Genomic DNA, 19,916 nt, shown 5'->3' with positions numbered 1-19,916 from the left:
AATAGCATGATAAAAAAAACGATAGCAATGCTCTCCCTGCTGGCCTGCATGACAGGTCTAATCAAGGGACAAGATATTATCAAAAGCCGCAATTATCCACAGAATTATTTTATACGACCCATGGATATTCCTCCGCAGGCTTCGGGATCGTTTGGCGAATTGCGCGCGACGCATTTTCATGGCGGAGACGATTACCGTACACAACAACGTATAAATATACCTGTACACGCGGCAGCAGAAGGTTTTGTATCCCGTGTACGGGTACAAATCGGTGGTGGGGGCAATTATGTTTACATTGATCATCCGAATGGTTATACTTCGGTGTACATGCACCTCGAAAGTTTCAATTCGGATCTTGCAAAAATCGTCAAAGATGAGCAGTACAAACAAAGACGTTTTGATGTCGATGTATTTCTCAAACCCAACCAAGTTCCTGTAAGAAAAGGTGAATTTATTGCCAATTCAGGAAATACCGGTGGTTCAGCTGGCCCACATCTTCATTTCGAGATCCGGGATACAAAAGCACAATTGCCGCTTAATCCGCAATTGTTTGGCCTGCTGTTTCCAGACGGTGTAAAACCGATTATCCGCGGTATGACGGTCTACGATTTAGGTTCCGAAATATTCGACGAAAATACTCCTCGAAGACATCAAACGATCAAGTCGGCCGGCAATGGTACCTATAGCTTAGCGAGTACAGCGCCGATACCCGTGAATGGCACCTTTGGATTAGGAATTAACACCGTTGATAAACGGAGAGGCATCTCCTTTACGTATGGCGTGTATTCGATTGAACTATTTTTGGATAATAAAAACATCAGCACGGTACTGTTCGAATCCATTCCTTTTGATCAGACCCGTGCGATACAGTCTTACGTAGACTACCCTTATTTAAAAAAGTCAGGGGTACGCGTACAAAAAAGCTTCAAAGATCCAAACAACCCGATCAACATCTTCAAAAACTTGGATAACCTCGGTAAAATAACATTGAAAGACAACGAGGTTCATGATGTAAAATATGTGGTTAAAGATGTCCAAGGAAATACGAGTGAATTGAATTTTAAGGTACAAAACAATCCGTCCCTGTCAATCAGCCGCCCAAATGCGAAGGGGCTTAAAATGTTTCACTATGCCGAGGAAAACAAATATGAAGCGGAGAATGCGCGTATTTACATGGGCAAAAACATATTGTATGACGACCTTTATTTCAATTATACACAAGGAGCAAAACCGGCAAGGGGTTATTCGGCAATGCACTATATCCACAACATGTATACACCGGTTTTTGGATACTACAAGCTCATGATCAAACCCGACTACACCCTGTCTGAAAACCTGTATGACAAAGCCTTGATCGTTTCTTCTGATGGCGGTGCACAAGGGGGTAAATATGAGAACGGCTGGGTGGTAGCCAACGTACGCGAATTTGGTGGTTTTTACATCGCTGTCGATACCATTGCGCCCAATATCACTGCGCGGAACCTGACCGACGGCAAGAATGTATCCAATCAACGCTCCATCGATTTTACCATCAGCGACAATCTCTCTGGAATAGATACTTTTAATGCTTACATTGATGAGAAATGGGCTTTGATGAAATATGACCCGAAAACAAGACATATTTGGCATGACTTCGAACCGGAACTGAGCAGCGGCAGACACGACTTTGAACTCGAAGTAAAAGACAACAAAGGAAATGTAAAGACATACGAAGCTTCGTTTATGAAATAGCGTCCTAATTTTCGGCAATAAATCAGCGGTTTTAAGAGATTAATCGTATCTTAAATGACTAAATACAACGTATTATGGCAACACTAGAAGCAGGACAGAAAGCACCGGATTTCAGTGCAAAAAATCAACATGGCGAGACTGTCCATCTTTCCGATTTTAAAGGGCAAAAAGTTATTTTATATTTTTATCCCAAAGACAATACACCTGGCTGTACGACAGAAGCCTGCAACTTCAGGGATAATTATCAGTCGTTAAAAAAAGATGGCTTTGAGATCATAGGTGTAAGTGTGGACAATGAGGCATCACATCAAAAATTCATCAGTAAACATGAGCTACCTTTTCAGTTGCTTGTGGATGAAGACATGAAACTCGTCGAGGCCTATGGTGTATGGGTCGAAAAGAATATGTATGGCAAAAAGTATATGGGCACAGCACGTACTACCTTTGTGATTGACGCAGATGGTATTATCCAACATATTATCAAAAAAGTAGATAACAAAAATGCGTCTCAGCAGATCCGTGATTTAGGCGTTTAAAATCTAAATACTTATATCTATATTTGCCACTTATGAGCAAACAGACAGACGACTTTTTCAAAAGTGTAGTATCACACGCGAAGGAATACGGTTTTGTATTTCAATCGAGCGAAATATATGACGGATTAAGCGCCGTCTACGATTATGGTCAATTGGGTTCGGAACTAAAAAACAACCTCAAAACTTATTGGTGGAAATCCATGGTGCAGTTGAACGAGAACATTGTTGGTATCGATGCCGCAATTTTTATGCACCCCACAACATGGAAAGCCTCGGGTCACGTCGATGGTTTCAACGATCCGATGATCGACAATAAAGATTCAAAAAAACGTTACCGTGCAGATCAATTGATCGAAGATAAAATTGCGCGTTATGAAGCTGATGGCAAAACGACTGAAGCAACAGCACTATTAGAGTCGTTGAATACCGCATTGAATGCAGACGATCTAGCCGCTCTGAAAAGTATCATTGAAGAACATAACATTGTATGCCCAGTCTCAGGCACCAAAAACTGGACTGAAGTACGCCAATTTAATTTGATGTTTGCAACCCAAATGGGTGCTATGGCTGACGGTGCAGATCAAGTGTACCTTCGTCCTGAAACTGCACAGGGTATTTTCGTAAACTTCCTGAACGTACAAAAAACAGGACGTATGAAAATTCCTTTTGGTATTGCCCAAATTGGTAAAGCTTTCCGGAATGAAGTAATCGCACGTCAGTTTATTATGCGTATGCGCGAATTCGAGCAAATGGAAATGCAATTTTTCTGCCGCCCAGGCACGGAATTGGAATGGTATAACAAATGGAAAGAAACTCGCCTGAAATGGCATTTGGCATTGGGCTTCGATCCTTCCAACTACCGTTACCACGACCACGATAAACTAGCACACTACGCCAATGCGGCTGTTGATATCGAATTCAACTTCCCATTCGGCTTTAAAGAAGTGGAAGGTATCCACTCGCGTACGGATTTTGACCTGAAACAACATCAGGAATTTTCTAAAAAGAAAATGCAATATTTTGATCCAGAGATCAATCAAAACTACATTCCGTATGTGATTGAAACGTCCATCGGATTGGACCGCCTTTTCTTAACTGTATTGTGTAACGCGCTGGTAACGGAAGACCTTTCGACGGAAGAAAAACAAGATTCGCGCGTTGTATTGAAATTTCCTCCAGCATTGGCTCCGGTAAAAGCTGCAATTTTACCATTAACCAAAAAAGATGGTTTGCCAGAGAAAGCACGAGAAATATTGAATACGCTAAAACTGGATTACAATGTTCAGTACGACGAAAAAGATGCTATCGGAAAACGTTATCGCCGTCAGGATGCTATCGGAACGCCGATTTGTATCACAGTTGATTACGATTCTTTGCAAGACAACACTGTCACGATCCGCCATCGCGATACGATGGCACAAGAACGTGTTGCCATTGCCGATCTTGAAAAAATAATAAACGACCTAGCTGGTTGGAATACCATGCTAAAAAAATTAATATAGCCAAAATGCTATAACAGAAAAAAGGTGTCCGCTGTTGGACACCTTTTTTGTTATAGATGTAGGGAGGCTAGATGCTATATGAAAATAGTTTAGTTAGTATTCGATCACGATCTCCTCATCCCAACGCTCGTTCTTGAAGATCTGAAACCCCAATTCTCCATGAGCAGATTCCAACAATTTACCCTTAAATTGTAGCTGAACATTGTTTCGGATTTCGCTGCCTAATTCAAATGTACGTAGTAACTGGTCTGCTCTGAAAACGCGGAATTGATATTTAATAACCTTGTTTTCTAAATAATAGCCCATAAATTGATTAAACGAAAAGCTTCGATTTTCTGCTGTAAATTGTGGCATTATCGTCAACATACTTTTATCAACCTGATCACTACTTCGCGCTATAAAGGGGTAATAATGAAATACAGGATGAAGCTGCTGTACTTGAATACTATCAATTACACTGAGATCCTCCGTGTCGGTAAATGTCAGTTTAACCTCGCTATAAATCCGGTTTAAGTTCAATACCCGCTCGGTAACACCTTTCACTTCAAAGGTATCACGACAGGCAAATAACTCTGCAGACCGTTCAGAAAAAGGATTCGTAGCATAAAAGTGTTCAAAATCAGCAGCCTCCGACATAACCAGTGGCAATGTTGAATTTTTAGCAATCAGGCTCAGATAGTAGGTGCCGTTCGGCAATTCTAAATCAAAAGCGTCCTGCGAGTTAAGCACCCCTGAGGTAACCATCGCCTTCGAATTGGCATCGAAAACATGGTAATAGAATTTGCTGGGTAGCGCTTCCGGATTAACTTGACCATAAATCATCAAATTATCCATCTTAAAGGTGCCTGTCGTTGAGCTGTAACCCGATCCACCATCTCTACTTCCAGCCAATAGTGAGATTTTTAACCAAAGCTCCTTACTGTAACCGAGGGGAATATCTGCCAAAGAGGTGTTCACGGCGATTTTTCCTGACAATGATAGATTTGAGGGGTACTTAATGGTATCTGAGAGCAGCGAAAAACTATTCCCTTTATCCAAGGAATAACTCAATAGGAGCGCTCTTGGCCCTGTACTTGAGCTATTTCCATCAAATGCCCAGCTGCCTATGGAACGAATACCTTGCGTTGGAATTTTAATCAAGATCTCTCTAACACCTTTGAAGCTAATGGCTTTCCCCGTGGTGGGCCAGCCGGCCAGAAAATCATAATCTGTCTTTCCATCGTTGTAATCGATTGAGCTACCCTCATCTAGCGCAGTCTCAGGAATGGTGTTGCTGTTGTCAAAGGTCCAATGATACAGTAGCAACTCGTTTTGGGAAGCGGCTCTGTTTAAGGCAGCTCGATTTGGTCTTGCTGATTGTTTTTTTAGCGGAGTAACAATCGCTTCAAAATCCTTGATTTTGAATTTTACGGCATGAATTGTTTCATTGTTTTCACCGGGAAGTTTTGCATGCTTTTTGCACGAAGGCAATGCCGCTAAAACCAGGATGAATACACCCGAAAGAATTCCCCAAGTTGACTTGGATGCTCTTTTCATAAATATAAATGATTTATAAGTTAATTAACCGGCAGAATAAAATTAACTCATAAATTATTTAAATCCAAAACAGTAACCAAAATGTTACAACTAATTTTCGGTTTTTGAGATTACGGCTATTGATTTACAAAGTTTGGATGGAGTATTCGTACAGAGGAGATCGACATCATCTTTCGCGTTTAACTGCACTTCCAATGGGACATGATGCGTGTCTGCAATTGCGAACCACTCGCTGAAACATCAAACGCACTAGTCGCGCATGCGGTGTTCCTGCAGGTATTCGCTCGGCGAGAGTTTGGTTATTTTTTTGAATACCCGATTAAAATTCACAACATTATTGAATCCCGTCTTAAATGCGATGTTTGAAACGCTCTCCGAAGATTCATCAATCAACATTTTGCAGGCGCGTTCAATTCGGATTTCATTGAGAAAAGTAACATAGGTTTTCCGGGTATGCTTCTTAAAATACTTACAAAACGCATGTGGTGTCATGTGTGCTACCGCAGCGATATCTTCCAGGGAAATCTTGTCTCCAAAGTGCTGAAAAGTATATTGGAATATCTCATTGATCCGCAATCCTTCGGCATCTGAAAACTTCTTTTGTGGGATACCAGTATACAGCGAAGTCCATTGATCTACTTTTTTACTCAAAAAATTAATCAGCTTTACCAACGACAGCAGCCGATCGATGCCCGCGCTGGAATTGATGTGTACAAACTTTTCTTTTAATGCTACAGCATGTTCCGCATCCAATTTTTTACTGACATTGATGTGTTCCAAAAAATACTTAACATCATCAAATTCGGGGAAGTCCAAGAAAGATCTAAAATGTTCATAGTCGAAAAAAATATGGATCGCATGTATGCCATCCTTTACATCCTCTCCCGTTTTGAACATATGCGGTTCATCCGCGTCCACAATATAGATTTCATCCTGTTCGAAACTGTGCGTAAAGTTGCCGATCATAAAGGTTCCCCGGCCTTTTAAAATATAGGTCAGCTGGATTTCCTTGTGCCGGTGGTAATTGCTGTAGAATGAAGGCAGAATGTCTTCCTGCACACAAATAGATCCCTGGTAAACTACCGGAACTGTAAATTGAACAACTTTCATTATATATTGAAATAACAAATATTAAACAGTTATTTCAAATATAGGATTTTTTAAGACAATAAACGTTAATTTTTGGCGATATATTCCTTCACCTTCGCCACAAACTTCGGCATGGCAGGATCTTCACCGCTTAACGATAAGATCTCCAGTGTTTCCGGATTAATCCAAAGATAGCTCGGTGTGCGGTCTATCCCAAAATTATTTTCCATCGTAGCCTGATCGTTGTAGTTTAAAAAGTAACTCTGTTTTCCCAGGGTAAGATCTTTGCTTGCTTTCGTCCATTTGTCCAGATCCTTATCCAGCGAAAAGTAAATAACCTGTACCCCTAGGGCATTCAGTTGCGCTTCCTTTGTCCGTAGCATCTTGATATCAGCTTGACTATTGCTATTCGATGCCTTCCAAAAAGCGGCAATCAGCATTTTCGATTTTGACACATCGTTCAGGTTCAGCGTATCCCTTTGCACATTCATAGGCGTTATTGATGGAAACACAGGCATATTTTCATAAAAATCTTTCACCTTATCGACCTTTTCCCTGGCAAATTTGAAATAAGGGTGTTTCTGTAGTTCAACATCAAAGCCCTGCAATGCCGCATCAAATTTCTTATAATTTGTCTGGTCGAGCGATACGTACTTAAAAAAATAAGGCAATAGCAAAGAGGAACGGTGGGTACTGTCGAGAATAAAATCGGTATAAAGTGTGCGTGGGTTAAATGCTTCAGTGCCACTCAACCGCTGTATTTCATCTACGGCTTTTTCATAAGAACCGTCGTTTCTTGCTGCCATCGAAGGCAACTGACTCTCCAGCTGCCTTACCCGTTGACTTTTATTGGTGCTTTTGCTTTTTTCTTCCTGTTCACGCTGTTGATATTTCGCATTGAACAGCATAAAATCTTTAGCATTGGAAGAAGATGTCGTCAACGTAAATTTCCCATGTTCTTCGTTCAGCTCGTAGTCGCTTCCACCTTCTAGAACTAACGTGTAGGGTTCCATTCCCTTTATCTGGATATCGTAAAATCCCGCCATAGCCAATTCGCCTTCCAGAACAAATTGTTCATTAGTGACCTGCGTTTTTACAAATTGCTGCAATGTATTGTCGTGATCCACGAGGCTTACCTGCGTCCCATTTGGTGCAGTGGTTTTTCCGGTGATCGTGTAACTGAAACTCTTCGCTATTGCCGCTTTCTTTTCCGATTCTGTGCGTTGGGAACAGCTTGTTGTTCCCAAGGCCAACACTGCTACCAAACACAAATAGTTAATGCACTTCATAATCCCTGTAATTTCCATTTTCAAATAGTCTAATCTTTCCTTTTTTTCCTTTAATCTGAAATGCGGAGACTTTCCCATTCTCCCATGTGATATCTACTGTATAATTTCCTCGGGCCTTGAGACCTTTAACTTCCCCTTTTGACCAAGCTTTGGGTAAGGCCGGCAATAGGTGGATATACCCATTGTGGCTCTGAATGAGCATCTCGGCAATCCCTGCTGCTCCACCAAAGTTTCCGTCTATCTGGAAAGGTGGATGCGCGCAGAACAAATTGGGGTAAGTGCCCGCTCCGACACCTTGGTAAGTCGTTTCATTGTGATATGCCGGTTTGAGTAGCTGTCTTAAAATCTCGAGCGCATGATCTCCATCCTGCAGTCTTGCCCAGAACAATATCTTCCAGGCTCTAGACCAGCCTGTTCCCTCATCCCCACGTACAGCGAGTGTCTGACGCGCCGCTTCAGCCCATTCGGGCGTTGTTTGTGGCGATATAAATGCTGCTGGATATAGGCCATATAAATGCGATACATGCCGATGTTTAGGCTCAACTTCCTCATAGTCCTCCAGCCACTCCATCACGCGCCCAGATGCGCTAACGACCACAGGTGGTGGAATATTCGTTAGCTTCTTTTTAAGGCTATCAACAAAAGTATCTTTCTTTTTAAGAATAGCATCTGCCTGAATCAACGCCTGATACAATTCCCGCACGATCTGGTTATCAATTGTAGGTCCCATCACCACCGCAGCGACTTTCCCATTGGGCATCCGAAATGCATTTTCTGGCGATACCGACGGCGACGTCACCCACCACCCTGTTTTAGGGTCTTGAACAAGTGTGTGATCGTAAAATACGGCAGCTCCTTTTAATATCGGATAAATCTCGCTGAGGTAACTTTTATCCCCGGTAAAGAGATAATGTTCCCAAAGATGGTTACATAGCCAGCCCGAAGCCGTACTCGCTCCCCAGGAAGCTTGCTCGCCCGGAGCAGAATATCCCCATACATTGGTCATCATATAAACCACCCATCCCGGCGCATTATAGTAAGCCTTTGCGGTCTGTTCACCCGTCTTAGCAATACGTTTAATCATCTCGATAAAAGGCCGATGATATTCAGTCAGGTTGTTGACCTCTACTCCCCAATGATTCATCTGTGCATTGATGTTGAGATGATAGTCACCATTCCACGGTGTATTGATCTCATTTGCCCATAGGCCCTGCAAATTAGGGGGAAGTGAATTTGTATTTTTCGGAGCAGCACTTGAAATATTCAAATATCTCCCAAATTGGTAATAAATCGTCACCAGATCTGGATCCTGTACTGGATTTTTGTAGAAATTTGCTATCCGTTCATTCGTAGGAATAGTATCATTGGCTGCATTGCCAAATAGGTTGAGTTTTACCCGATTGAAGATCTTTTGGTACGCAGCAAGATGGTTGCGGTATATTTTTTGTTCATCAGCGATTTTTGCCGCTTCCACATTTGCCTTGACAACAGGTAGTGGATTCTTTCCATAATAGGAAGTACTTGCGGAAAAATAGATTGTGAGATTGCCCTTTACCGATACTTGCAAAACCTGATCCATTTTGCTGATCTGCAGATTTTCACCTTTTACCCGAATTAAGCCGACAAACTTCAGGTTTTTACCACCTTTTCCATCGGGTAATGATCCTTCAATTAGAATTCCATCATTCAGTAGGGTGTACCGGTCGATATTTTCTTGGCGCTGGAACGATAGGTCAACCTTCTGTACCTTATCTTTCGGTTGGTTCAGTTGGATAAGTCCAACATTTTTATCAAAGGAAGTATAATAGTTTCGTTGGAACTGCTGCCCGTTTATTTTAAATGAAGTTTGCGCAGACGCTGTCGCTAAGTCCAATGAGCGTTTGTAGTCTTCCACTGTTCCGGCTGGCAATTTATAATCCAGTAATAGGTTGCCGAACAGTTGATAACAGCCATAGGGTACATTTGCTCCGTTGCCAAATCCAGAACCCTTTCCTTTCGTAACAAAAGTTTCGTTGACCAGCTTTTCGGCCTCATCATTTTTGCCCGCTTTAAGTAGTGCCTGAATGGCGTCGACATTTTTATAGGCCTCATCCTTATTGGGATCCTCGGGGCTACCCGACCACATGCTGATCTCATTGAGTACAATTTTTTCCTGATGGGGATTGCCATCCGGCATCATGCCGATAAGTCCGTTTCCCAGTGGTAAAGTTTCTTCCCAGACTTTAGCGGGCTTATTATACCAAAGTACAAGCGGCTGTTGCTGAGCAAAAAGCATCGTGGTATGACTGGCACATACCACGATGAGCATTAAAATTCTATTTACCATACAATTCAAATTCTGCTATGGCTAATTCGCTGCCTTCTATAAATTGCTTGGGCTCAAATTTGATAAACTTGGTTGCGCTATTGGTATCAAAAAACACCTGTTGTAAAATTGGGTTTGCTTTAATATTAGAGAACTCTCCTTCTTTGGCGACAGTCCATTTTTTACCGTCGGCACTGGTAGATATGCGATACTGTGTTGGTGTGCCAACATGCTTTCCATCTTGACGAGGAAGGAAGCCGATACCAGAAACAGGTTTGTCTGTGGAGACAACAATTACGCCCTGGTCGGCAACTGTAGCGAAAGTATTCGCCTTTCCATCCAACATATAGGCATTGGCATTAGATCTGCCGGTTTTAATCTGAAAACCGCGTAGCTTTTTGACTTCTTCTGTGCGAAAGGCAAATGGCTCATCATATTCCTTAAACAATCCAAAATCACTGAGCGTAATCGCTACAGGCGCATAAACATGTAGCCTTAATCGACTTGCAGTCTGCGGCTGTTCCAATTTGATCAGGCGGTTTGCACCAATGCTTGTTGCTTTGGCTAAGGGCTTCCAGCTGTTATTTTCCCATTGTTCAACGGAAACACTATCGATACGTTGCCCTAGCTTAATATTCTCCCTTAACTGGATAAGATCAAATTTAGCCGGTGATTGTAATTTAATTTCTAGCGTAGCCGATGTTTTGGCATCGTCTGTTGCCCAATAGCTATAGCGGTCGTCATCGATAATAAACGCTGTACTGTAGGTTGTACTGTCGTGATTACGTGTATTCGATGCTGTAATGCTTGCCCCTTTGGCTAGATTTGTACGGAAAGTTTCCTTCACTTTTTTTCCAAAAGCCTGCAACGACTTCACATCGTGCTCATGTAATGTACCGGAAGGCATCGGTGCTAAGCCCAGGTTCATGCAGGCTCCCCTACCTACAGATTTCAGGTAGATTTCAAACAGTTCGTTCGGTGTTTTTACGCGGCTATTTTGCTCCTCATGGTAAAACCATCCGGGGCGTTGAGGCACATCACATTCAGCAGGTATCCAATATTTACCATTACGGTCGCCCGTTTCGGCATTGTGTGATTCTGTTGCACCCGGAACAGCGACTTTTCCGTTTAACCCAATGGGCGTAAAAGTTGCCCATGATGTTTCGGCCGCATATCCTCTTTCATTGCCAACCCAACGCATATCCGGACCGATATCTGAAAAAATCACCGCCTGGGGCTGTAATTTACGTACGATAGGCCAAGTTTTTTCATGCCACTCATAGTAAGTTGTGCGATCGATGATGCGCTTCCCTTCATGTCCACCATAGAAGCCATCCCCACCATTTGCGCCATCATGCCAAGAGGTAAACAATGGACCATAATTGCTCATTAGTTCAGTGAGCTGTTGCCTGTACGCATCGGCATAGGCTGGAGTACCGTAACGTTCATCGTGACGGTCCCAAGCAGAAAGATATACACCAAATTTCATCCCATTCCGGTGGGTCGCCTCCATAAAGTCTTTGACCATATCACCTTTTCCATTTTTCCATGGTGAAGCGGCAATACTGTAAGATGTCGTCTTGGTTGGCCATAAACAGAATCCATCGTGGTGTTTTGCCACACTAATTAGCCCCCGGAAACCACCGGCCGCTGCAGCTTGCGCAATTTGGTTCGCATCAAAAGCCGAAGGATTAAACAACGCAGGCTGTGCATCACCGTAACCCCATTCTTTGTTTTGGAAAGTTGTTGGTGTATAATGGATCAAACAATACGTTTCCATCTCCTGCCACTTTAATTGACGCTCGGTCGGCAAAGCCCCATAAGCTTTTAAAGTATCTGACTTGGCTACAGTTCCGCTGGAAAGTAAAATGGAAGATAACAAGATTGTCAACATAGTCTTTATTTATGTGCTAGAAAATTAGGTTGTAAAGCCCTAAGATAAGAAGTTTTTACAAAATGCTGTATGTAACATTTGCGTACGATTGTAACCCCAAAATCACTTCGCGGATAAAAAGTCTTGAATGTTAATACCGCTAAGCATACCCGAAAATCGCTTGGTCCGACTGAAACTGTGGCAATTCAATAGCAACTATGATCCACTGTGAGCAGGCAAACAAGTTTAACATGCAGAAAAATACCGTTGGAAATCTGATGAAAATAAATGATTTCACTACTTAAAAATGTGGATATAAAATTTTCATCTCGTACCTTTACATATCATGAAACAAGATCAATCTAAAATCATACGTGAACAGGTCGATCGTTCTGCACTTCGCGAACATTCGACCCCCTTATACCTTACATCAAGTTTTATCTTCGACAGCGCTGAACAAGGTCGGGCGGTCTTTGCTGGCGAAGAGGATGCGATGATATACTCCCGTTATGCCAACCCAAATACTTCAGAATTCATCAATAAAGTGTGTATTCTGGAAGGTGCAGAAGCAGGCTTATCATTTGCGTCCGGTATGGCGGCCGTATTTGCTTCCTTTGCGGGAATTATTGAAAGTGGAGACCATATCGTTTCTTCACGCGCAATATTCGGGTCTACTCACCAGTTATTTACGGAGCTATTCCCCCGCTGGGGAGTGACCACGACTTATGTGGATGCAGCAAATCCCGAAGAATGGGAAAAAGCGATCCAGCCCAATACAAAAATTATCTTTCTAGAATCTCCCTCTAACCCCGGGTTGGAATTGGTGGATCTGGAATGGTTGGGTAAATTCAAAGAGAAATATCCCCATATTATCCTTTCTATCGACAATTGTTTTGCCACACCTTATCTTCAGAAACCCATTCAGTATGGATTTGACCTGGTTATCCATTCGGCGACGAAGTATATGGATGGGCAAGGCCGTGTTTTGGGTGGGATTGTTGTCGGCAAACAAGCGCTTATCGACAAACTGATGTTCTTCATCCGTCATACAGGTCCGGCGTTATCCCCATTCAATGCCTGGATCATATCAAAAAGTTTGGACACTTTGGGCATCCGTATGGACCGCCATTGTTCCAACGCATTGGCTTTGGCTGAAGCTTTGGAAAATCATCCAGAGATTGAAGATGTCAAATATCCATTCTTGCCCAGCCATCCACAATATGAACTGGCCAAGAAACAGATGAAAGCCGGTGGCGGCATTGTAACGTTGGTTGTCAAAGGCGGCTTCGAGCGCGCGAAAGCTTTTGTGGACCAGTTGGAGATGATCTTATACACGTCCAATCTAGGCGACTCAAGATCGATCGCTACGCATCCTGCTTCCACCACACACTCTAAACTATCCGAAGATGAACGCCTCAATTTAGGCATCAAACCCGGCAGTATCCGTCTATCGGTGGGCTTGGAAGATCAACAAGATATTATCAACGATATCTTGCAGGCTTTGGAGAAAACAAGATAACAGCGAACAAGCTCCACTTAAAATCAAAAAGCGCCTTCGCAATATGCGAAGGCGCTTTTTGATTCGTTCTGCCATCGCCTTTAATTCAAAGAAGCAATGGCTGCTGCATAATTGGGCTCGTCTGCAATTTCCGCAACTTGCTCTTCATACAATACCTTTCCGTTTTCATCCAATGTGATGACCACACGGCTCAACAGACCTGCCAAAGGACCATCGGCGATAGTCAATTGATAAGCATCAGAAAAGTTTGAATCTTTATATTCTGATAATGTCACGACATTATTTAAACCTTCTGCTGCACAAAAACGTCCTTGCGCAAAAGGTAAGTCTTTGGATATACACAACACGACCGTGTTATCCAACTGAGAAGCCTCTTGATTAAATGCACGTACAGAAGCAGCACAAGTTCCTGTATCGACACTAGGAAAAATATTTAACACAATTTTTTTTCCTTTAAAGTCTGCAAGAGACTTATCGGAAAGATCGCCTGCAGTTAATTTAAAATCAGGTGCTTGCTCGCCAACCTGAGGTAAACTGCCTTTTGTATTTACTGGAGTGCCTTTAAATGTGATTGTAGCCATATAATTATGATCGTTTAATTTTATTATCCTTGCACTTAAAGGTACGAGCAAAAAAAATATTACACAACATTTATTAATTTTAGTCAAACATTTATTATGTTAGCATTGTATTTGAAAGAGGAATGTTAACCAAAAATAAACACTAGTATGAAGAAACTACTATTCTCAATACTTTGTGCAAGCCCGTCACTCCTGTTTGCACAAGGATCTCAAGTGAATCTACAAAGTCCCAAAGCTGTGGGAATGGGGGGAGCAGGTTCTGCTTACTTTTTAGATGAGTCTTCCATTTTTTATAGTCCGGGTGCTTTAGCAAAAATGGATCATAACGCCATTTCCGTTGCTGGGAATGCTGTCATGTACAAATCTGCCTTTCAAGAGGTTGGAAGCACCGTTGTTTACAATACTAGAAATCAAATATCCACTCCTTTTTCAGTATTTGCTGCATTTGGGCCTAAAAATTCCTGGTGGAAAGCCGGTATTGGAGTTTATACACCATATGGTGGGGCTGTCGATTGGGGAAAGAATTGGGTTGGTAAATTCAGTTTAGTTAGCCTTTCGCTACGCGCAATCTATATTCAACCTACATTAAGTTTCAAACTGACTGAAAATTTTAGTGTCGGTGGTGGTTTCGTCTATAACGTCGGTACGGTAGACCTGGAAAATTCAGTTCCGGTATTCTATCCGGATGGTCATGCAGGACTTGCAACCTTAAAGGGGACCGGTACAGGTACAGGCTATAACGTAGGTATCCACTACAATTTAGAAGATGAATTTTCCATCTCTTTAAGTTACCGCTCGAAAGTTGTCACTAAACTTAAAAATGGGGATGCAACTTTCGACGTGCCGGAATCGGTGGCAAGTAATTTTCCTGCGGGTAACAAATTCAGTGCTGAGTTACCTCTTCCATCCACTTTTGCTGCTGGAATAGCCTTCCCGCTTTCGGAAAAGCTAAAAATGGCGATCGATGCAACACTAATCAATTACGACATTTATAAGGCACTGGATTTTGACTACAAAGAAAATACGCCTGTCTTACAAGATACGCATTCACCAAAAAATTATGATAAAGCAGGATCGATCAAAGCAGGTTTGGAGTATATTGCCTCCGACCGTTTGCAATTGCGTGTAGGAGGGGGCTATATCGCCACTCCAGTACAACAGAGCGCCTATGTTTATCCAGAGACACCAGATAACACCCGATATTTAATCTCTGGGGGTTTTACAATAAAACCATCACCAAAATTTGACGTCACAGGTTCTTTTGCTTATCAGCGCATCATGGCTCGCCAGTCAACCAATATTGAGAGCCGTCTTTCGGGGACTTATGCGACTAACATTTTTGCTCCAGGCATTGGTGTAAGCTATAAATGGTAATTAACAGCCAAATTTGACTAAGATGAAAAAAAACAAACTTTACATAGCCGCAGCGTTAGCACTTGTCGCTATTGCTTCGTGCAAACCTTCTTTGGAGGAGTATACACCTTCGGCAGGATCGCTTAATTTTTCAAAATATGTTGCCATCGGGAATTCATTGACGGCAGGATACGCAGATGGGGGACTTTATCTGGAGGGCCAAAAGGTTGCTTACCCCAACTTAATTGCCGAGCAGTTAAAACAAGTGGGTGGTGGGGAATTTAAATCGCCGTTTTTCAGTGAAGATCAAGCCAACGGTTCTGGCTACATTACCCTAACAGCACTTGTCAATGGACAGCCTGTGACGGCACCTGTTACAGATAAACTGGCCTACAGACCTGGTTCAACAAAACTATTGACGAAATATACTGATCCGGTCAATAACCTCGGTGTACCGGGTATGCGGATGGATCTTTCTATGGTAGCAGGCATGGGCTCAACTGCCGGCAATCCGTATTTCGAGCGCTTATTGCCCGACGGGGACGCCTCGAAAACGTATTTCACCTATTCAACGACACAAAACCACACCTTTTTTAGTTTTGCACTAGGCAACAACGATGCATTGGGTTGGGCAACTAATGGTGGAGTGGTCAATATGAATCCAACAACGAATCAGCCCGATCCAACAACCGTATTGACTGAAACTGCCCAATTTACAGCAATTCTCAATGGTTATGTGCAGGCGCTGACTACCGGCGGGAAAAAAGGTGTACTGGCCACCATTCCAGATGTAACCGCAACACCTTATTTTACAACGGTTACCCGTGCAGCCCTGCTGGCAGCTGTCAACGCAACAAATCCCCCTGCGCCGGTAACAAATATTTATATCGCTACGAAATCTGGAACTCGTGCAGCGACTGATCAAGATTATTTTGTACTTCCTTTCTTGTCTGCAGGACTATTGGGTAAGCCAAACGCAGCACAGATACCTTATGGTTTACGTCCCGAAAATCCTGTTGAAGACAAATACGTGCTTGATGTAAGCGAAACAGCAACAGTTGTGAAGCGGATCAACGAGTACAATGCAGCCATCAAAGCTGCTGCAGCTTCAAAAGACCTCGCTTTAGCAGACGTAAATGCCTTCCTAAACAATGTAAAAGGTGGTGTTCGTATCAATGGATTAGCCGTTAGTGCCAAATACATCACTGGAAATGCGTTCTCTTTGGATGGCATCCATCTCACGCCAATAGGTAATGCCCTCATGGCCAACATCTTTATCAGTGCGATCAATTCTAAATATGGATCGAAGATCCCACAAGTTGACGTCGCCAAATATCGCGGTGTTAAATTGCCAGATACCGTCACAAAATAAACAGTGACCAACATACTGACAAAAGGCAGACGAATAATCGTCTGCCTTTTTTGTATATTTGTGTTGCACAGATTCCAGTTAGATCTTTTATTACCAATGATGGCCTATTCGCTAAAATTGGTGTGCAAAAAATGAATAAAATATGTTAAGATGAAAATCAAATTAAACCGCGTCAACCAAGCTGTGCATTTCGAAGCCAGCAGTGAATTATCTTCGGTCAAAGTCAACATCGATGGTTCGGAAGCGATCGGCGGCGAAGGTAAAGGTGTTCGTCCCATGGAATTGGTGTTAATGGCACTGGGTTCTTGTAGTGTCTTCGATCTCCATAGCATACTGGTAAAACAACGCCAACAAATTGACGATATCCAGGTCGAAGTGGAAGGTAAACGCCAGGAAGAAATACCACAGGTATTTACAGCTATACACATCAATTTCTTCTTAAAAGGTGATATTGATGAGGTAAAAGCAGCTAAAGCGGCTGAACTGGCCGTTAAAAAATATTGCTCCGTACATGATATGCTTGCTGCGGGCGGTATCAATATTACGTATTCTTTGAAAATAAACTGAGAAAATACTTTTCTGACATCTGATTGTCCTCCACATCAGACGTGGACGACGCTTGCTTTTAATTCTTGACGTATTCATTTTCTTTATGGATATTATGGATATAAAGTTACAGTGATATGAAGAATTTGATTTTTTAAGAATTCAACAGATTTACAGGCGGTTCTGCTCTTCTGTTTTTGCGGGCTGATTGTTACTTTTGACTTTCTGATTTCCAAAATGGTACCGCAGCGTCAGATTTACCTTTCTGGTATCCCGATAATCTTTATAAAAGTTATTTTGATCGGCATATTTGGAGGATATGGTCATTTTTTCCGTTTTAAAGATGTCCATAAACGATAGATTTACCTCAAACTTGTTTTTAAAGAATTTTCGATTTGTCATTACATAGGTACTGGAATACCCAGTTATTTTAAATGGCCCCTGTATGGTGGGCGATGTAAACGTATTGCCGAGCTCAAGATTCCAGCCTGTTTCTTTGCTCAAGACATAGCTGCTACTTATATTTCCGTTGCCAATGTATACATCGTTCTTGTGCAGCACATCATCGGTCCCCATAAAGTAATTCTCATTGTACATTCCCTCTAGCTGCAGGTTCATTCCCCAACGTTCAGTAAACTGAAAACTCTTACCCAGGTCTATCCCTGCTCCCTGCCCCTTTTTGATATTGGTATAATGATAAATCAGCTGGTGGTTAACATTATCCTGCAAGGCTATTTCCATATTAGGCCACTTTTCAAATCGGTAGAATAGATCAATATTCCAGTTGTTTTTGGTCCACGTCAGATTCAGGTTATGCACGATCGTAGCCCTTAAACGGGGATCTCCCTGAAAGTATGAAAAACGATTGTAGTAGGATTTTGCGGGATTGAGCCAAGAGTAGGAAGGACGACTGATCCGCTTTCCATAGGAAAAACCTAACTGCTGATTTTCCGTCAAGGCATATTGCATATAAAATGTCGGGAAGAGCACAAAATAATCCTGTTTATTGATATCTTCTGGTTCTGATACAATGCCCTTTAAGTTGGTATATTCTCCTCTTAATCCTGCTTTCCAGCTCCATTTTTTCCAGGTATAGTCCAATGAACCATAAAGAGCTACGTTCCGTTCTTTGTAATCAAACTCACTGCTCTTATCCGGCCTATACTCCAACTTGCCCGATTCATCGTCAGTGAACACAAGACTGTTTGTCGTTGTAACATCGCTAAATTTCCCTCCAAATTCCATCCCAAGCTGCTTTACTTTACCGGAAAAATCGACCTGTGAAGAAAAGAGCCTATTTTTATTTCCGTTGTTGCTAATAAATCGTGTATCCCTGGGTTGTTGATCCTTAAATCTCAGCGCGGTGAGCACATCCTGATTATTTGTCGAATGATGGTCTGTAAAGTAAGAAGACCAATTTATACTCCAGCTGGCGTTAAGCTTCTTAATGACCTGAAGATACATGTTTTTTGTTTCTGAAGATGACTCATGATCGTTTGTCGTGAGGTAGCTCGATTGTTGAATACGGTTGCTATCGTAAATGACAGTTGGCACCACGTAGGTACCATAGGTTTTGGGGCCATAATATCCGTTTAGACCTCCGCTAACAGTCCAGGTTGAATCGGGTGTGTATTCCATCGAAAGCACATAGCTGTTCTGACTGTTATTGGTATCAAATCGATCCATCACACCTTCCCACGAGGTTTGCTCATTGGGATAATACACATAATTCGTTTCGTAACGTGCATAAGTTCCCCTTCCGAAATTATAGGTGCCACGAACGTTGATTTTTTCATTTCTGTAATACTGGGTCAGCCCAAACAATTGCTTCCAGGTGCTGCTTTTTTCGGCCAACGCAACCGCCGAGCCCCGATATCCAAAGAGGTTCGATTTGGAAAGTTTAATATTGATGATGGTACTGCCCTCCGCTTCATATTTTGCAGGGGGGTTGGTAATGACCTCGATCGATTGGACATCGCTGCCCGACGTATTCTCAAGATAGGTTTTCAATTCCTCCCCTGTGAGCATAACTTTTCGTTCATTAATCATTACAACAATATTTTTACTTCCACGGACCATTAAATCTGAGCCATTTGCCATCACCAATGGCGTCCGTTTCAAAATGTCCCAACTGTTGAGTGCCGAAAGATTAGAATGCTGCACGTTAAATTCCAGGCGGTCCAACTTGCGGATCAATCTCGGCGCCCGCCCGACAACCTGTGCTTCTTCGAGTACTTTTGATTCGGGAATAAGTTCAAGTATCAGAGGGCGAGCAATGGTGTCGCTACGGAAAAAGTGCTCCTGAGGTCTAAAGTTAAGATAAGTGGACCGTAGATAATAGCTGCCAGAATGATCCAGCGACAGCATAAACGTTCCAAGATGGTCAGTTTTCACTTCACGAATTGCTTGATAGTTACTATCCAATAGCATAACGGTTGCACCTGCTAATACAATTTTGTTTGTATCCTGCACTTGTCCCCCGATCTTTGTCTGTGCTGAAAGCGCTAAAGGGAAAGCTAGAAAAAATAGGCTCGATTTCATGTACAAATAATTAGTCTTTTAATTTCATTAGCGCATACCGGGATTATTATATCTATTAGCTGTGCTGTCAAACGCATGCCTTTTTTGTGGTTATCGTATATGACAGTCACTGACCTTTTACACGCTTCCGATGTCCCAAAATT

The 19,916-nt window shown here is 42.3% G+C and carries 14 protein-coding genes; 7 read left to right on the top strand and 7 right to left on the bottom strand.

From position 1 onward, the window contains the following. Nucleotides 1-6 precede the first annotated feature (6 nt). The 3 genes from QE382_RS03655 to QE382_RS03645 all read left to right on the top strand — a co-directional run bounded on the left by QE382_RS03655 (nucleotide 7) and on the right by QE382_RS03645 (nucleotide 3,769). A complete protein-coding gene (locus QE382_RS03655) occupies nucleotides 7-1,731 on the top strand; it encodes a M23 family metallopeptidase (protein WP_307184724.1) in 1,725 nt (574 codons plus the stop codon). 74 nt (nucleotides 1,732-1,805) lie between these two features. Beyond that, complete coding sequence (gene bcp / locus QE382_RS03650) at nucleotides 1,806-2,267, top strand: thioredoxin-dependent thiol peroxidase (RefSeq protein WP_293883980.1); 462 nt, start codon at nucleotides 1,806-1,808, stop codon at nucleotides 2,265-2,267. A gap of 32 nt (nucleotides 2,268-2,299) precedes the next feature. Beyond that, on the top strand, nucleotides 2,300-3,769 hold the full coding sequence (locus QE382_RS03645; RefSeq protein WP_307184723.1) for a glycine--tRNA ligase: 1,470 nt from the start codon (nucleotides 2,300-2,302) through the stop codon (nucleotides 3,767-3,769). Between the two features lie 93 nt (nucleotides 3,770-3,862). On the opposite strand, the gene QE382_RS03640 is transcribed toward QE382_RS03645, so the two are convergent. The 5 genes from QE382_RS03640 to QE382_RS03620 all read right to left on the bottom strand — a co-directional run bounded on the left by QE382_RS03640 (nucleotide 3,863) and on the right by QE382_RS03620 (nucleotide 11,882). Next, nucleotides 3,863-5,305, bottom strand: coding sequence for a hypothetical protein (locus QE382_RS03640; RefSeq protein WP_307184722.1), 1,443 nt, complete (start codon nucleotides 5,303-5,305; stop codon nucleotides 3,863-3,865). Nucleotides 5,306-5,554: 249 nt separating this feature from the next. Further along, nucleotides 5,555-6,415, bottom strand: a complete 861-nt coding sequence (locus QE382_RS03635) for a helix-turn-helix domain-containing protein (RefSeq protein WP_293889394.1) — start codon at nucleotides 6,413-6,415, stop codon at nucleotides 5,555-5,557. A 65-nt stretch (nucleotides 6,416-6,480) separates the two neighbouring features. Next, a complete protein-coding gene (locus QE382_RS03630; RefSeq protein WP_307184721.1) occupies nucleotides 6,481-7,683 on the bottom strand; it encodes a hypothetical protein in 1,203 nt (400 codons plus the stop codon). Further along, nucleotides 7,670-10,009 carry a glycoside hydrolase family 95 protein gene (locus QE382_RS03625; protein WP_307184720.1) on the bottom strand — a complete coding sequence of 780 codons (2,340 nt, stop codon included), beginning with the start codon at nucleotides 10,007-10,009 and terminating at the stop codon, nucleotides 7,670-7,672. The genes QE382_RS03630 and QE382_RS03625 overlap by 14 nt, the downstream gene beginning before the upstream one ends. Next, on the bottom strand, nucleotides 9,999-11,882 hold the full coding sequence (locus tag QE382_RS03620; protein WP_307184719.1) for an alpha-L-fucosidase: 1,884 nt from the start codon (nucleotides 11,880-11,882) through the stop codon (nucleotides 9,999-10,001). Before QE382_RS03620 ends, QE382_RS03625 begins: the two co-directional genes overlap by 11 nt. 325 nt (nucleotides 11,883-12,207) lie before the next feature. On the opposite strand from QE382_RS03620, the gene QE382_RS03615 reads away from it, so the two are divergent. Further along, nucleotides 12,208-13,380 (top strand): trans-sulfuration enzyme family protein, encoded by a 1,173-nt coding sequence (locus tag QE382_RS03615; protein ID WP_293889390.1) that lies wholly within the window; start codon nucleotides 12,208-12,210, stop codon nucleotides 13,378-13,380. A gap of 80 nt (nucleotides 13,381-13,460) precedes the next feature. On the opposite strand, the gene tpx is transcribed toward QE382_RS03615, so the two are convergent. Continuing rightward, complete coding sequence (gene tpx / locus QE382_RS03610; RefSeq protein WP_293883993.1) at nucleotides 13,461-13,961, bottom strand: thiol peroxidase; 501 nt, start codon at nucleotides 13,959-13,961, stop codon at nucleotides 13,461-13,463. Nucleotides 13,962-14,108: 147 nt separating this feature from the next. Here tpx and QE382_RS03605 point away from each other — a divergent pair, with 147 nt between their 5' ends. The 3 genes from QE382_RS03605 to QE382_RS03595 all read left to right on the top strand — a co-directional run bounded on the left by QE382_RS03605 (nucleotide 14,109) and on the right by QE382_RS03595 (nucleotide 17,253). Further along, on the top strand, nucleotides 14,109-15,335 hold the full coding sequence (locus QE382_RS03605) for an OmpP1/FadL family transporter (protein WP_307184718.1): 1,227 nt from the start codon (nucleotides 14,109-14,111) through the stop codon (nucleotides 15,333-15,335). 22 nt (nucleotides 15,336-15,357) lie between these two features. Beyond that, a complete protein-coding gene (locus QE382_RS03600) occupies nucleotides 15,358-16,686 on the top strand; it encodes an SGNH/GDSL hydrolase family protein (protein WP_307184717.1) in 1,329 nt (442 codons plus the stop codon). A gap of 150 nt (nucleotides 16,687-16,836) precedes the next feature. After that, nucleotides 16,837-17,253 carry an OsmC family protein gene (locus tag QE382_RS03595; RefSeq protein WP_307184716.1) on the top strand — a complete coding sequence of 139 codons (417 nt, stop codon included), beginning with the start codon at nucleotides 16,837-16,839 and terminating at the stop codon, nucleotides 17,251-17,253. Between the two features lie 150 nt (nucleotides 17,254-17,403). Here the strand turns inward: QE382_RS03595 and QE382_RS03590 are convergent, their stop codons facing one another. Beyond that, nucleotides 17,404-19,773, bottom strand: a complete 2,370-nt coding sequence (locus tag QE382_RS03590) for an outer membrane beta-barrel family protein (protein ID WP_307184715.1) — start codon at nucleotides 19,771-19,773, stop codon at nucleotides 17,404-17,406. Nucleotides 19,774-19,916: the final 143 nt, after the last annotated feature.

The organism is Sphingobacterium zeae, assembly GCF_030818895.1.
GTDB lineage: Bacteria > Bacteroidota > Bacteroidia > Sphingobacteriales > Sphingobacteriaceae > Sphingobacterium > Sphingobacterium zeae.
Note: the sequence above shows the minus strand (reverse complement) of the source record. Positions and strands in the feature narration are given on the sequence as shown.

Bases quoted from the DNA above. Each gene is read 5' to 3' on its own strand.
- QE382_RS03655 (WP_307184724.1), top strand. From the start codon at position 7: ATGATAAAAAAAACGATAGCAATGCTCTCCCTGCTGGCCTGCATGACA.
- bcp (WP_293883980.1), top strand. From the start codon at position 1,806: ATGGCAACACTAGAAGCAGGACAGAAAGCACCGGATTTCAGTGCAAAA.
- QE382_RS03645 (WP_307184723.1), top strand. From the start codon at position 2,300: ATGAGCAAACAGACAGACGACTTTTTCAAAAGTGTAGTATCACACGCG.
- QE382_RS03640 (WP_307184722.1), bottom strand. From the start codon at position 5,305: ATGAAAAGAGCATCCAAGTCAACTTGGGGAATTCTTTCGGGTGTATTC.
- QE382_RS03635 (WP_293889394.1), bottom strand. From the start codon at position 6,415: ATGAAAGTTGTTCAATTTACAGTTCCGGTAGTTTACCAGGGATCTATT.
- QE382_RS03630 (WP_307184721.1), bottom strand. From the start codon at position 7,683: ATGAAGTGCATTAACTATTTGTGTTTGGTAGCAGTGTTGGCCTTGGGA.
- QE382_RS03625 (WP_307184720.1), bottom strand. From the start codon at position 10,009: ATGGTAAATAGAATTTTAATGCTCATCGTGGTATGTGCCAGTCATACC.
- QE382_RS03620 (WP_307184719.1), bottom strand. From the start codon at position 11,882: ATGTTGACAATCTTGTTATCTTCCATTTTACTTTCCAGCGGAACTGTA.
- QE382_RS03615 (WP_293889390.1), top strand. From the start codon at position 12,208: ATGAAACAAGATCAATCTAAAATCATACGTGAACAGGTCGATCGTTCT.
- tpx (WP_293883993.1), bottom strand. From the start codon at position 13,961: ATGGCTACAATCACATTTAAAGGCACTCCAGTAAATACAAAAGGCAGT.
- QE382_RS03605 (WP_307184718.1), top strand. From the start codon at position 14,109: ATGAAGAAACTACTATTCTCAATACTTTGTGCAAGCCCGTCACTCCTG.
- QE382_RS03600 (WP_307184717.1), top strand. From the start codon at position 15,358: ATGAAAAAAAACAAACTTTACATAGCCGCAGCGTTAGCACTTGTCGCT.
- QE382_RS03595 (WP_307184716.1), top strand. From the start codon at position 16,837: ATGAAAATCAAATTAAACCGCGTCAACCAAGCTGTGCATTTCGAAGCC.
- QE382_RS03590 (WP_307184715.1), bottom strand. From the start codon at position 19,773: ATGAAATCGAGCCTATTTTTTCTAGCTTTCCCTTTAGCGCTTTCAGCA.